Genomic DNA, 13,833 nt, shown 5'->3' with positions numbered 1-13,833 from the left:
GAGCCGGGGATGCCCCCACGCGCTTTTATCGGTTCGCCCGTGAGAGTCTCTCATGGCGACACACGGATCGGAGTCAGCGCCGGATCCACTGGACGGTGGCGATTTCGACTACACCGGTGGGGAGACGGAACGGCCGGACCTCGTCGACGCGCTCGATCGGCGGGTCGCGGGGGAGGTGCGGTTCGACGACTACTCGCGGCGGCTGTACGCGACCGATGCATCGGCGTACGAGGTGACCCCGATCGGCGTCGTGTTCCCGGAGTCGACGGCCGACGTCGCTGCAGTCCACGGGTACTGTTTCGCCGAGGGGATCCCGGTGTTACCCCGCGGTGGCGGCACGTCGCTGGCAGGACAGACCGTCAACGAGGCGGTCGTACTCGATCTCACGCGGGAGATGGACGCGATACTCGACGCCGACCCCGACGCTCGAACCGCCCGCGCGGAGGCCGGCGCGTACCTCGGCGACCTCAACGCCGCGGTCGCCGACGCGGGATTGAAGTTCGCACCCGACCCCGCCTGGCGGGACAAATCCGCCCTCGGCGGCGCGATCGGCAACAACACTACCGGGGCGCACTCGCTGAAGTACGGCAAGACCGACCACTACATCGAGGAGGTGGAGGCCGTGTTGGCCGACGGAACGGTAACGACGTTCGGTGAGGTCGCGGTCGAGACGCTCCGCGAGTCCGCGGACCCGGACGCCGAAGACCTGCTCCCGCGGATCCACGCCGAAATCGTCCGGATCCTGGACGAGGAGGCGGGCGCGATCGACGACCGATTCCCCGAAATGAAACGCAACGTCTCCGGGTACAACCTCGACCGACTGCTCGCGGAGTACCGCGGGGAGTACGGGGAGGAGGGAGTAGTGAACCTCGGCCGGCTCATGGCCGGCAGCGAGGGGACGCTCGCGACCGTCACGGAGGCGACGGTGTCGCTCGTCGAGGTGCCCGAGACGAAGGCCGTGGCGTTGCTCACATACGACGACCTGCTGGACGCGATGGAGGACGTCGCGCCGATCCTCGAACACGACCCCGCCGCGGTCGAGGTGATGGACGACGTGTTGCTCGGGCTAGCCGCCGACACGACGGAGTTCGCTGACGTGGTCGCGATGCTGCCCGAGGGAACCGACTCCGTTCTCCTCGTCGAGTTCTACGCCGAGGACGACGCCGACGGCCGGTCGAAGGTCGCGAGGTTGGTCGCCGACCGCGTCACCGGGGCCGCTGACGGCGGGATGACGATCGGGGATCCGGAACCGGGCGCCGCGGAGACGACTGACCAACCGCGCCGCGCGGTGGACGCGATGGAAGCACACGACGCCGACGAGCGCGACCGGTTCTGGAAGATGCGCAAATCGGGGCTCCCGATCCTCCTGTCGCGGACCACCGACGAGAAACACATCGCCTTCATCGAAGACTGTGCGATCCCGCCCGAACACCTCCCGGAGTACACCCGGGAGTTCCAGGAGATCCTGGCCGACAACGACACGTTCGCGTCGTTCTACGCACACGCCGGCCCGGGAGTGCTCCACATCCGACCGCTGATCAACACGAAGGAAGTCGAGGGGGTCGAGACGATGGCCGAGATCGCCGACCGAGTGACGGACGCAGTCGTGCGGTTCGGCGGGTCGGTGTCGGGCGAACACGGAGACGGTCGCGCACGGACACAGTGGAATCGGAAGCTGTACGGCGACGACCTCTGGGACGCGTTCCGGGACCTGAAAACCGCGTTCGACCCCGAGTGGCTGCTCAATACCGGCAACGTCTGCGGCGATTTCGACATGACTGAGCACCTCCGCTTCGATTCCGAGTACGAGGCGGACCCGGGATTCGACCCCGCACTCGAGTGGGCGAACGAGAACGGGATGCAGGGGATGGTCGAGCTCTGTCACGGCTGTGGCGGCTGTCGCGGGCCGCAGTCGACGACCGGCGGCGTGATGTGCCCGACCTACCGTGCCGCCGAGGAGGAGATCCAGTCGACGCGGGGACGGGCGAACGCCCTCCGTGGTGCCATCTCCGGCGAGCTCCCCGACGACCCAACGAACGACGAGTTCGTCACGGAAGTGATGGACCTCTGTGTGGGCTGTAAGGGCTGTGCGAAGGACTGCCCCAGCGGCGTCGACATGGCGAAGCTGAAGACCGAGGTGGAACACGCCCACCACGAGGAGCACGGCGTCGATCTCCGCACCCGCCTGCTAGGCGAGTTCGAACGCCTCGCGCCGCTCGGCTCGCGGTTCGCGCCGTTGTCGAACCTCCCCGGGAAGATCCCCGGGATGGGGACGCTCTTGGAGCGGACGCTCGGCATCGCCAGCGAGCGCGACCTGCCGACGTTCCGCTCGGAGAGCCTGATCGACTGGTTCGACGCCCGCGGCGGCCCAGGGGTGTCGCGTGCCGCCGCCGACCGCGACGTGCTGTTGTTCCCCGACGTGTACACGACCTACACGAACCCGGGCGCGGGGAAGGCCGCGGTGCGGGTGTTGGAGGCCGCGAACTGTCACGTGCGGATCCCCGACGTGACCGGCAGCGGACGACCCCCACACTCGAAGGGGTTGATCGACCGGTCGCGCGCCACCGCCCGCGACACGGCCGAGACGCTCGCGCCCGACGTCGAGGCCGGCTGGGATGTCGTCGTCGTCGAACCCTCCGACGCCGTGATGCTCCAGTCCGACTACCACGACCTCCTCGGGGGCGACGCGAGCGACGTGCCGGATTCCGACGTCGAGGCGCTCGCGGAGAACACCTACGGCGTCATGGAGTACGTCGACGCGCTTCGACTGGACGAAGGGCTCGACTTCGACGCGCCCGGCGAGACGCTCACCTATCACGGCCACTGCCACCAGAAGGCGACGAAGAAGGACCACCACGCGGTCGGCGTGCTCCGCCGCGCCGGCTACGGGGTCGATCCGCTCGACTCGACCTGTTGCGGGATGGCCGGCTCGTTCGGGTACGAGGCGGAACACTACTCGATGAGCACGGCGATCGGCTCGATCCTCTTCGATCAGGTCGACGAGAGCGACGGCGACACCGTCGTCGCGCCCGGCGCGTCCTGTAGCAGCCAACTGAAGGAGCGCGACGGCGCGGACGAGGAGCCGCCACACCCGGTCGAGAAGCTGGCCGCGGCGCTGGCCTGAGCCGGGATCTCACCGGTCGTCGGATGCACGGGAGCGAGCGGGGAGACCGGTTCGGTCAGCGGGTTCCGACCCGCTACTCCGTCCTGCCGTCGCCGGCGGACGGAGCGATCCGGTCCCACGCTCGCTCCCGTCGACGGTCGAGGAGTCGTTGCATCCCCTTCCCCGGACCGCCTTCGATCGGCCAGCCCTTCGTCCGCCACGCGGGTGGCTCCGGCGAGAACGACGGACAGGACCCGGCGCACTCCCGGTCCGTCGGACATCGATCCTTGGCTCCACAGTATGGAACCAGCCCGCGACCCGCCCGCCGGAGCGCGAAGTGTCGACAGTCGGGGCGCATCGTCTCGTGATACGACCGCCAGCCCTTGCCGTAGGCGCGCTCGGCGATCTCGAGGCGTCGGGTGACGGTCTCCGCATCGCGGCCCGCCGAACCCGTCGGCGCGAGCTCGCTCGGTAACCAGTCGACCGTGGCGGCGTCACGGTCGACGACGGGATCCTCCGTCGTCCCCTCGCTGTCGCCGTCGACTCCCGTTCGGCCGGCCGGGCCGAATCGCGTCGTCAAGATCCCGGCCTCGACGGGCATGGACCGGAGGAGTGCGGGTTCGACACGCTCTCCGGTCGTCTCCGTCGCGAGCCACACCTCGTCAGCGAGTCCCGCCTCGACGTCGTGGGCGAGCTGGTCGGCGAGCGCGTCGGCCGCAGACCGATCGAGATCGGGTTTGTTCTCGATCGCGACGATCCGATCGACCCAGTCGGGGTATGGCCGATGTCGACGGAGCTCGATCCGGTTCCCGCGGCGGCGCGTCTCGATCAGGTCGCGGTCGGCAGCGCGATGGACCGCCTGCCGGACGTAGCGCCACGGATAGCCGGGGTCGGGGAGCGCGTCACGATACCACGCCCACTCGGCCGGCGCACCCCGCACGACGTGGAGGAGGTCGGAGTCGAGCGCGCGCTCGCCGAAGCGTCTGCGAGCCGCGAACGCCGCGGGGTCGACTTCGATCACCACCGTGTCCCACCGTCGCTCACGGGTTCCGAGCTGTCTGGAGACGATCGCAGGTCGTGGGTCCCCGTCGGGCCGCCACGCCAGCTCGGCGAACCGGCAGACGAGCAGCTCGTACCCGAACTCGGCGTCGAGGATCACGATGGGTGGGTTGCGAGGTGTCGTCGAAGGACCGTTCGGCCCTTCAGACGTAGTCGCCGTCGGCCTCCTCTTGAAGCTCGTCGAGGTAGTCGTGTGCCTCCTCTAAGATATCTCTGGGCCCGTCTTGGGTGATCGTGTTGATCGCCTGTTCGTAGTCGCGCCACTGGAGGTCGCGGTGCTCCTTTGAGAGCTCGGCGCTGGCCTCGAACGACCGCGCGATGAACAGGTGAACCGTTTTGTGGATCGTCTTCCCGCCCGCCTCGAAGACGTAGTCGTACTCCTGGCGGAAGCCGTCGATGAGCCGGAAGTCCTCGATTCCGGCCTCCTCCGACACCTCCCTGATCGCCGTCTGCTGGAGCTCCTCGTCCCCCTCGATACCGCCTTTGGGGAACTCCCAGTCCCCCGGTCGGCTCTTCAGGAGCAAGTACTCCCGTTCGCCGCGGGCGTCGCGGAAGAGGATGGCTCCAGCGCTTGTCGCTTCGACCGTCATTACCCTCGGGTAAGCAACCACCCCTAAAGAGGGTGTCGGACTTGCCGGTTCCCAGCCCGTTTCCGGGACTCTCGACCGATCTGCGCGGCCCGCCCGGAGAGGTATTTGACTCCGAACGAGCACCGGCCCGCTCGTGTGCCGGTAGATGCGTTTTTACGCCTCGGGCGACCACCCACGCGTATCTCCCAACTATGACGTTCGTCACGAAACTCGATTTCGCCTCCGGCGACCGCGACGTCCTCGCCGAGACGGTGGCCGAGCTCAAAACCGACCTCGAACGAAAAGGGACCGAATGTAAGGGCCCGCACGCGTCGCCGGCCGAGACCGTTCGCGTGCCGCAGTACAAACGCCTCCGCCCCGGCGACGAGTTCTCCCCGTGGTCGTACGACGTGTACAAGCGGTCGATGGAGATCCACGGCTCCGACGAGATCGCGCGGGACGTCGTCGCCCGCGACTTCCCCGACTCGATCCACGTCGAAGTCGAGGTCGATCGGAAGAAGCCACTCGGGCATCGACGGGACTGAGCGGCGACAACACGGCTCCCTCTCCGGACAGCGACGATACGACGTATCCCGGCTCGGTGGGTTCGACGGCGTTTCCGTCCGCCACTCGATCTTTTAAGTCCGCTCCGGCTCACCCAGTCGTATGAGCGACACCGTCTCTCTCGACGACCCGTACCGCGAGCTCCGGCGTGATCTCCACCGACATCCCGAGCCCGCGTGGTGTGAGTTCTACACGACCGCCCGGATCGTCGAGGCGCTCCGAACACGTGATCTCACCGAGCTTCACGTCGGTCCCGACGCGCTCGCGGGCGACGAGCGCATGAACGTCCCCGACGACGACGAGCTGGAGACGTGGTTCGAGCGCGCTCGCGAGGCGGGCGCGGACCCCACCCTCCTCGAAACGCTCGCCGGCGGCTACACCGGCTGCGTTGCGGTCGCGGAGCGCGGTGAGGGCCCCGTGGTCGGCCTCCGGGTCGACATCGACGCACTCCCGATACCGGAGTCGACGGACGGTAGTCACGTCCCGGCCGCCGAGGGGTTCCGCTCCGGCAACGAGGGGTACATGCACGCCTGTGGTCACGACGCGCACGCGACCATCGGTCTCGGGGTACTCGATGCGGTTCTCGACAGTGACTTTTCCGGCACGCTCAAGGTGTTCTTCCAGCCGTCCGAAGAGCAGGTCTCGGGCGGTAAGCCGATGGCCGACTCCGGCCACCTCGACGACGTCGACTACTTTTATGCGGTCCACATCGGCCTCGACCACCCCTCCGGGGAGGTCGTCTGCGGGATCGACGGCTTTCTGGCGGTTCGCCACTTCCTCGCGGAGTTCGAGGGAGAGCCGGCACACGCGGGTGCCCGACCCGAGCAGGGACGGAACACGGTGCAGGCGATGGCGGCGGCGGTCCAGAACCTGTACGCCATTCCCCGGCACGCCGACGGCCCGACCCGGGTGAACGCCGGGCTCGTCGGCGGCGGCACCGCGACCAACATCATCCCCGAGGAGTCGTACGTGGAGGGGGAGGTGCGGGGCGGCACCACCGAGCTCGCCGCACACATGTCCGATCACGCCGACCGGATACTTCGCTCGGCCGCCGAGATGCACGACGTCGACGTCGACGTGTCGACGAAGGGCGAAGCGCCCTCCGCGGAGAGCGACGCCGAACTCGCGGACGTTGTCCGGGAGGCCGCCGGGGACGTCGCCGGCGTGACCGAGATCGTCGAGCGTGCGGACCTCGGCGGCTCCGAGGACGCCACGTATCTGATGCGACGCGTCCAGGAGCGTGGCGGGCTCGCCTGCTACGTCGGCGTCGGCACCGACCACCCCGGCGGACACCACACCAGCACGTTCGACGTCGTCGAGGACGACGTACGGGTCGGGATCGACGTGCTCTCGGGGGCGATCACGCGCCTCTCGGCGACGCCGGTCTGACCGACGCCGATCCGACCAACGCTGATCCGACCGACGCTGATCCGATCTCGAGGGCGATCCGCTCGTCCCGTGATCAATCTTCCTCGTTCCGGATCGCCCCGTCCGCGTCATGACGCCCGTCCAATCCGAGCGACGGTTCGCTCAGATCCCGGTCGAATTTCGGGGAGAGTTCGGCGTGAGCTGGGCCGTACCCCGGACGAATCCCGGAAATAGTTCATGAACTGGGGCTCCCTCCGTTCGCCCGTAGATGTCCAAGTATGATCGGCGAACGATACTGAAGACGGCCGGCGGGATCGCGATAGTCGGAACCCTCGCCGGCTGTGCCGACGACCCCGAACCCGAGACCGATCCCGATCCCGACGACGGTTCCGTGGATGAGAACGACGGGATGGACGAAGAACCGGCGGACGACACCGAAGACGGATCCGAGGAGGCGGACGCCGCGCTCCGCGTCGCCCACCTCTCGCCGGACGCGCCCAACGTCGACGTGTACGTCGCCGGCGATCCGGTACTCGAGGACGTCCCGTTCCGTGCCGTTAGCGACTACCTCGAACTGCCCGCCGGCGAGTACCCCATCGAGATAACCGCCGCAAGTGACCCTGAAACCGTCGTCTTCGACGAGAGCGTCGACCTTCCGGCGGGGTCGTTCACGGCTACCGCGCTGGGTGAACTGGCCGACGAGAACCAGCCGTTCGGGATCGACGTGTTCGAGGACGACCGATCGGATCCGGGCGAGAACGCCCGAATCAGGCTCGTTCACGCCGCGCCGGACGCGCCGAACGTCGACGTGACCGTCGACGGTGACCCGCTCTTCGAGGACGTTCCGTTCGGTGCCGCCGGAGCGGTCGAGGTCCCCGCTGACGACTACGAACTCGAAATCCGGCCCGCTACCCCCGACATCGACGGCGACGTCGTCGCGACATTCGAGCTTTCCCCCGACGCAGGGACGGTCTACTCCGCGTTCGCCGTGGGCTATCTCGACACGGACGCGGCACCGGCCGCCGAGTCCTTCGACCTCGAAGTGACGGTCGACGCGAGCTACGAGGGCGGAGATGTCTCGGCCGCCATCGACGACTTCCTCGCGGACGCCCGACTGTACGACGGCACGATCGAGGACCACACGGGAGAGGACGAGGTCGTCGTCGACGTCGGTGCGGGCGACGGGCTCGCCTTCGATCCGCCCGCGATCCGGATCGACGCGGGCGCGACGGTTCGCTGGGAGTGGACCGGTGAGGGCGGAGCACACAACGTCGTGTCCACCGAGGACTCGTCCTCGGACTTCGACAGCGGCGACACCGTTGACGACCCGGGCGAGGTGTTCGAACAGTCCTTCGACGATGACGGCATCCAGCTGTACGTCTGTACCCCGCACCGGGGTGCCGGAATGCTCGGCGCGATCGAAGTCGTCGAGTGAGGTGGCTCGCACATCCGTGCCATGGAGCGCCCGATATCCCGGCGGCAAGAGCTCCGTCCGACGGTAGGTTTAGGCGGATTCGGCACCTCGTGTGACTCATGGAGGCCGTACTCTGGTACGTGCTTACCGGAACCCGGGGCGGCCCAAATCGCGTCCGCATTCTACGAGCGATCGACGAACGTCCGCGGAACGCGAACCAACTGGCGGAGCATCTGGAGTTAGACTACACGACGGTTCGCCATCACCTCGACGTGCTCCGGGAACACGACGTGGTCACGCGCACCGGCGACGGCTACGGAACGGTGTACTACCCCACCGAAGGGGTACAGCGGAACTGGGATCTCGTCGAGGAGATCGCGGAGGGATTACCACTATGATCGGGACGACACGCACGGAGAGTGAGAACGGATGGTAGTAGACTGGATAGACGTCGCTCGCGTCAGCGTGTCGCTGAACGTCGTGATGCTGCTGGGGCTTACGTGGGTGTGGGCCCGGAACTACCTCTCGTTCCGGTCGAAACACACGATCGGACTGGCGCTGTTCGGCGTCCTTCTGCTCGCACAGAACGCGCTCTCGCTGTACTTCTACCTGTTTCACCCGGTGTTGGCGGTGTGGTTCGCCACCGACATGCCGCCGCTGGCGTGGCGAGCGAACATCGTCATCCACGTCTTTCAGACCGTCGCGCTCGCGTTCCTGTTGTGGGTGACGTGGGATTAGGGGACCGACCGGGTGTCCGGAGTCAGTACTTCGGGTCCGCGCCCGTCGTCTCGTAGATCCGATCCATCACCGCGTCGCGCTCGTCAGTCCACCTCGCCATCGCGGCGGGGCTCGTCGGATACGAGTCGTAGTGGTCGAGCAGCTCGTCCGCCAGCGACTTCGTCTGATAGAAGTTCCGGATCGTCCCCCAGTAGCCGAAGCTCTGGACCGCGGCTTTCAGCTTCAGGCCGAACGACATCGAGGTCGACCCCTCGTACAGCGCTTCCGCGAGCTTCTCGCCGGGAAGCGACGCGAGCAGGCCCATCAGGTCGTCGACGTCGACCGCGGTCGCGAGGACGTTGTACACGTCGAGGCCGGCGTACCGGCCGCCGAAGTGGTCCATTACTCGCTTGTTGTACCGCCAGAGGTTCTCCTCGCTGACGTCGCCGTCGGAGACCGCCTTCACCGCCTGTTCGCCGGCGTACTTCCCCGCGTACGCGGCCCCGGCGATCCCGCCACCCGTCGTCGGGTTGACGTGCCCCGCGGCGTCGCCGACCGCCATGTACCCCGGTGCGACCGCCGAGTCGTAGGGTCGGCGCGTGGGGAGCGCCGCCCCGAGCTTGTCTTTCACCTCCGCGCCGTCGAACTCGGGCCGGTTCCGGAGGTCACGTTTCAGCGCCTCGACGAGCTGCATCGGCTCCTCGTTCATCTGGAAGCCGAGGCCGACGTTGATCTCCGTGCTCGTTCGCGGGAAGTACCAGAGGTACCCCGCGGCGCGGTCGGTCGCCTTGAACACGAGCGCGTCGTCCCACTCGACCGGCTCCGGCACCTCGACGACTTCCCGGTAGGCCGAACAGAACTGCGAGTAGCGGACGTTGGTGTCGAACGTCGAGCCCTCGAACTCCGCTTTGTCCTGTAACACCGACAGCGACCCCGCGCCGTCGATGACGAGGTCTGCCTCGTACGTCACCGGATCGCCCTTCCGGGCGGCCTTCAGCCCGGTCACTCGGCCGTCGTCGGTCTGGATCACGTCGTTGATCACCGTGTCGTAGTGGAACTCGACGCCGGCGTCCGACGCGCCCTCGATGATCCGACGGCCGTACTCCCAGCGGTCGATGACCGCGAGCTCGCCCGGGACCGGGATCTCGAGGACCGTGTCTTCCTGTGGGATCTCGAACCGGCCGTGGTCGACACCCGTGTTCGTGAACGCGGGTTCCAACCGGTCTTTTGGGATCGCGTCCGGGAAGTTATCCGCGCCCTTTAGCGCGTCGCCGCAGGCGATGTGTCCCGCTTCCTCTGCGTCCTTTCGCTCGACGATGACGACGTCGAGCCCCTCGTTCGCCATCGTCGCGGCGGCGTAACACCCGGCGGTTCCCGCCCCCGCCACGACGACGTCGTACTCGTCGATACTCATTGTCGTGTCCTGTCGGTCCCGGGGCAAAACTCTTTACTCCCGTTTCGGACCTCCGCGGGCCGACGGAATACGGGCGAAAACGGATTCACTTTACATGTCAGTGGTGTCGCTTAGGCGCGTTCCGCGCTACCGTCCGTGTATGACCGGGCTCGACCACGTCGCCGTCGACACGCTCCGCGAATGGCTCCCGGAGGTCCGTGAGGCTCGAACGACGGAAGCGCTCATGGCGGCGATCGCGCACGACAGGGGGATCGATGTCGACGAACTGGCCGCGTGGTACGGCTGGTCGACGGCGGAGGCGACGGCGACGGTCGACGCGATCGACTCGCCGTCGTTCGTCGCCGAGATCGCCCGCCGCGAGGGTGTCGACATGGAGGCGGTCGCGGCGGAGTCGAACCTCTCGACGGCGACCGTGGTCGACTGGTTCGACGGGCTCGGCGATCGTCCCGTTCCCGAGGCCGCCGACGTGATCCGACGGTACGCGGTCGGCTCCGTCGAACCGCTGACGACCGGGTCACCGTCGACGGTGTATCACCTCTCGTACGACGCGCTCGCGGAGCGCGGCTGGTCGCTCGACGACCCCGACCTCTTCGAGAAGGCGGCCGAGTCGGCTCTCGACCTCCCGGAGTACGGTCGGTTCCTCGTCGAAGAGGACGAGTCGATCCTGGAGGCGGCCGAACGCGGCGGGCGGTCCTGGCCCTACGCTTGCCGCGGCGGGGCGTGTTCGAACTGCGCGGTCCTCGTCGTCGACGGCGACGTGGCGATGCCGGGGCAGTCGATACTCTCCGACGAGCAGATCCGCGAGACGAACGCCCGGTTGGCCTGCGTCGGCGTCCCGGTCACCGACGAGGTCCAGATCGTGACCGGTGTGGGGGACCTCAAGGAGTTCGCCGACCTCCGGCTCCCCTCGCCGATGGACGGGGCGGAACCCTCAGCGTAGGGGCGGGGATAGTGGCGACCGCGCGGACAACGCGGTCGGCGGCGGGCGGTCGCTCGGACTCAGTACCTTATATAGTATATAAGTACCCTGAAACAGGGGTATAGATAGTATATAAATACACGGCCAGTTGGCTGTCGAGGGTGTACGATCGGTGCTCGTCCGCCAGCGACACGATCACAGCGAGTCTCACGTCCCCGTCACCACTCGATCCGTCCTTCGATCAGGTATTCGGTCGGTGTCGGACGCCGCTGAACGGTATATAAGTAGTCGCGAACTCCGCCGAACGGTATATAAATAGTCGCGAACGCCTCCTGAGGCGTAGTTAAATAGTCGCTTCGGCGTCGGCGAGCTCGGCGGCGAGCGCCTCGGCGATGCTTCCCTCGGCCTCCTCGACGAACCGGGCCACCTCCGTGCCGTCGGGCGTCTCGACGACGACGGTGGGGATGAGTTCGACCCCGTACGCGTCGACGCCCGGACCTTCCTTGCCGGACGGCCCCTTCGTCACGGGGAACGATTCGATCCGGTCGTCCGGGACGCCGGCGGCGGCGAGCGCCGCTCCGAAAGCGGGCAGCTGCTGTTTGCAGTCGATACACCAGTCGCCGCCCCACACCTTGAACCGGTAGTCGCCGGCCAGCGCGTCCAGCACGGACTGGTCGAAGGAGTCCGGGTCGACTGACGGGTCGGGATCGAGCGTTTGTAGCGTCATAGGCCCATCTACGTGGGCGAGCGGTATTAACGGCGCGGCGGCGGCGACGATGGCCGGGCCTCGGGAGCCGCGGCGGGTCCGAGCCGGAGACCCAACCGGGCAGCCAAAGCGAACGACCGATCCGGATCGAAACCGACCGGCGGCGTTTGCCGCCGTCCGCGGGGCATTTGAGTCGCCGGCCCCTCTCGAAGCTCGATGGACGAGGACATCCTGGAGGGGCTCGGCTCGCCGCTGGTGCGAGTCGACTCGCCGCCGGGAACGACGGTCGCGGCCAAGGTCGAGTCGCGAAACCCGGGTGGGTCCGCGAAGGACCGACCGGCGCTCTACATGGTCGAGGCGGCGGAGCGCGACGGGTCGCTCCAACCGGGCGACGGGATCGTCGAGCCGACCTCCGGCAACACCGGGATCGGGTTAGCGATGGTCGGCGCGGCCAAGGGGTACGACGTCACGCTGGTGATGCCCGAGGGGAAGTCGCGGGAGCGACGCCGGTTGATGCGCGCGTATGGCGCGAGCGTCGAGCTCGTCGACGGCGACATCTCCGCGGCGAGAGCCAGAGCGGACGAGCTCGAACGCGAGAACGGGATGGTCCAGCTTCACCAGTTCGAGAACCCCGCGAACCCCCGCGCACACTACGAGACGACCGGCCCGGAGATCCTCGATCAGGTCGACGACCGTCAGGTCGACGCGCTCGTCGCCGGCGTCGGAACCGGCGGCACGATCACCGGGATCGGCCGACGCCTTCGCGAGGCGTTCCCCGACCTCCGGATCCACGCGGTCGAGCCCGCCGACAACGCAGTCCTTTCCGGCGACCCGCCGGGCGAGGACGCGTTCCAGGGGATGGGGCCGGGGTTCGTCGCCGACAACCTCGACACCGACCTCCTCGACGCGATCCACACCGTCGAGCTCGGCGAGGCGGAGTCGGAGTGCCGCCGGCTCGCCCGCGAGGAAGGGATCCTCGTCGGCCAGTCCTCCGCGGGATCGAACCTCGCCGCGAAACGGGTCGCGGCCGACCTCCGGGACGCGGGCGAGTACGCGGGGACGGAGCCGCTCGTCGTCACCGTCTTCTGGGACAGCGGCGAGCGGTACCTCTCGGCGGGGACGTTCGACCTCCCGGAATGAGCGGGCACTCCGTCGCCCGCATCCTGCCTTTCAATACGACGCGACCCCGATAGAACCCGTGAGCACGCACGCAACCGCAACCCGGGAGGCGGACGGACCCGATCGTCGGTTCGACGGCCCCTGGCTCCGCGTTCTCGCGGTCGCCGTCGGCGGCTGGACCGTCCTCTACGCGCTCGACTGGCTGCTGTTGGAGGCCGGCACTCCCGCCGGTGCCGTCGTTGGGTTCACCCACGCGTACATCCTCGCACCGCTGGCGACCGCGGCGATCCTACTCGACGCGCTGTCGCTCGGCGAGCGGGGGGTCGCCGATTTCGGCCTGTTCAAGTGGCTTTACGCACTCGTTGCGCTGTTCGCCCCACCCGTCGCCGCGGTATACTACGCGCACCGCGAGTGGCTGAAACCCGCGGACCCGAACCTGTTGGGTGACTCGACGAGACGATGACGGTGGGAGGCGGACCACGGGACGATGACGGTGGGACGATGAGCGGGAAAGTCGAAGAGGACGACGGAGCCGTCGAGAGTCTGTTCGTCGCGTCCGAGAGCGGCGCGGATCCGGAGCCGAAACCGCGGGTAGCGATCGTCGACGGCGGGGTCGACGGTGACCGCTACTGCCGCGGTGACGGCCACTTCCAGCTCGACGCCTGCGCGGTCACGCTCGTCGCGGCCGAGGCGATAGCCGCGGTTCGCGAGGAGACGGGGATCGACGTCTCCGACGGGCGACACCGTCGGAACATCGTCGTCCGCGGGTTCGGTGAGGGGATGGACGACCTCCTCGACGCGGAGGTGCGGATCGGCGACGCGCTGGTCCGACCGACACGCCGCCGACCGCCGTGTGCACACGTCGAAGCGCTCGCCGGGGC

Annotated in this window: 14 protein-coding genes and 1 pseudogene; 11 read left to right on the top strand and 4 right to left on the bottom strand. The window is 68.0% G+C overall.

Going from position 1 to position 13,833, the window contains the following annotated elements; all coding sequences use genetic code 11:
* Nucleotides 1-52 precede the first annotated feature (52 nt).
* On the top strand, nucleotides 53-3,124 hold the full coding sequence (locus ACFQEU_RS01215) for an FAD-binding and (Fe-S)-binding domain-containing protein (RefSeq protein WP_379778406.1): 3,072 nt from the start codon (nucleotides 53-55) through the stop codon (nucleotides 3,122-3,124).
* Between the two features lie 73 nt (nucleotides 3,125-3,197).
* Here the strand turns inward: ACFQEU_RS01215 and ACFQEU_RS01210 are convergent, their stop codons facing one another.
* Entirely contained in the window at nucleotides 3,198-4,262 is a 1,065-nt protein-coding gene (locus ACFQEU_RS01210) for a DUF5787 family protein (protein ID WP_379778404.1), read from the bottom strand.
* Nucleotides 4,263-4,305: 43 nt separating this feature from the next.
* Nucleotides 4,306-4,752, bottom strand: coding sequence for a bis(5'-nucleosyl)-tetraphosphatase (locus ACFQEU_RS01205; protein ID WP_379778402.1), 447 nt, complete (start codon nucleotides 4,750-4,752; stop codon nucleotides 4,306-4,308).
* 191 nt (nucleotides 4,753-4,943) lie between these two features.
* On the opposite strand from ACFQEU_RS01205, the gene ACFQEU_RS01200 reads away from it, so the two are divergent.
* From ACFQEU_RS01200 to ACFQEU_RS01175, 6 genes and pseudogenes are all read left to right on the top strand, one after another.
* Nucleotides 4,944-5,276 carry a 30S ribosomal protein S10 gene (locus ACFQEU_RS01200; RefSeq protein ID WP_379778400.1) on the top strand — a complete coding sequence of 111 codons (333 nt, stop codon included), beginning with the start codon at nucleotides 4,944-4,946 and terminating at the stop codon, nucleotides 5,274-5,276.
* Between the two features lie 121 nt (nucleotides 5,277-5,397).
* Nucleotides 5,398-6,684, top strand: a complete 1,287-nt coding sequence (locus tag ACFQEU_RS01195) for an amidohydrolase (protein WP_379778398.1) — start codon at nucleotides 5,398-5,400, stop codon at nucleotides 6,682-6,684.
* Between the two features lie 247 nt (nucleotides 6,685-6,931).
* Nucleotides 6,932-7,660: pseudogene (locus tag ACFQEU_RS01190) on the top strand (DUF4397 domain-containing protein); the annotation flags it as partial.
* A complete protein-coding gene (locus tag ACFQEU_RS01185; protein WP_379778446.1) occupies nucleotides 7,652-8,098 on the top strand; it encodes a halocyanin domain-containing protein in 447 nt (148 codons plus the stop codon). The pseudogene ACFQEU_RS01190 and the gene ACFQEU_RS01185, both read left to right, overlap by 9 nt.
* A 98-nt stretch (nucleotides 8,099-8,196) precedes the next feature.
* Entirely contained in the window at nucleotides 8,197-8,475 is a 279-nt protein-coding gene (locus ACFQEU_RS01180) for a winged helix-turn-helix domain-containing protein (RefSeq protein WP_379778397.1), read from the top strand.
* 31 nt (nucleotides 8,476-8,506) lie between these two features.
* The gene (locus tag ACFQEU_RS01175; protein WP_379778396.1) at nucleotides 8,507-8,815 is read left to right on the top strand and encodes a DUF8036 family membrane protein; all 309 of its coding nucleotides are present in this window, start codon (nucleotides 8,507-8,509) and stop codon (nucleotides 8,813-8,815) included.
* Between the two features lie 22 nt (nucleotides 8,816-8,837).
* Here the strand turns inward: ACFQEU_RS01175 and ACFQEU_RS01170 are convergent, their stop codons facing one another.
* Nucleotides 8,838-10,208, bottom strand: coding sequence for a geranylgeranyl reductase family protein (locus tag ACFQEU_RS01170; RefSeq protein ID WP_379778394.1), 1,371 nt, complete (start codon nucleotides 10,206-10,208; stop codon nucleotides 8,838-8,840).
* A gap of 139 nt (nucleotides 10,209-10,347) precedes the next feature.
* Between ACFQEU_RS01170 and fer the strand changes: the two genes are divergently transcribed.
* Nucleotides 10,348-11,148, top strand: a complete 801-nt coding sequence (fer, locus tag ACFQEU_RS01165) for a ferredoxin Fer (RefSeq protein ID WP_379778393.1) — start codon at nucleotides 10,348-10,350, stop codon at nucleotides 11,146-11,148.
* Nucleotides 11,149-11,470: 322 nt separating this feature from the next.
* Here the strand turns inward: fer and ACFQEU_RS01160 are convergent, their stop codons facing one another.
* Nucleotides 11,471-11,854: a thioredoxin gene (locus ACFQEU_RS01160; protein ID WP_379778392.1), complete on the bottom strand. Its 384-nt coding sequence runs from the start codon at nucleotides 11,852-11,854 to the stop codon at nucleotides 11,471-11,473.
* A gap of 195 nt (nucleotides 11,855-12,049) precedes the next feature.
* Between ACFQEU_RS01160 and ACFQEU_RS01155 the strand changes: the two genes are divergently transcribed.
* The 3 genes from ACFQEU_RS01155 to ACFQEU_RS01145 all read left to right on the top strand — a co-directional run.
* Entirely contained in the window at nucleotides 12,050-12,973 is a 924-nt protein-coding gene (locus ACFQEU_RS01155) for a PLP-dependent cysteine synthase family protein (RefSeq protein WP_379778391.1), read from the top strand.
* A 58-nt stretch (nucleotides 12,974-13,031) separates the two neighbouring features.
* Complete coding sequence (locus ACFQEU_RS01150) at nucleotides 13,032-13,415, top strand: hypothetical protein (RefSeq protein WP_379778390.1); 384 nt, start codon at nucleotides 13,032-13,034, stop codon at nucleotides 13,413-13,415.
* A 38-nt stretch (nucleotides 13,416-13,453) separates the two neighbouring features.
* On the top strand, nucleotides 13,454-13,833 hold a 380-nt coding region (locus ACFQEU_RS01145; RefSeq protein WP_379778389.1), incomplete at its 3' end, for an MOSC domain-containing protein.

It is taken from the genome of Halorubrum tibetense (assembly GCF_042661865.1).
GTDB classification, from domain to species: Archaea; Halobacteriota; Halobacteria; order Halobacteriales; family Haloferacaceae; genus Halorubrum; species Halorubrum tibetense.
This window is presented reverse-complemented; position numbering and strand designations above follow the sequence as displayed.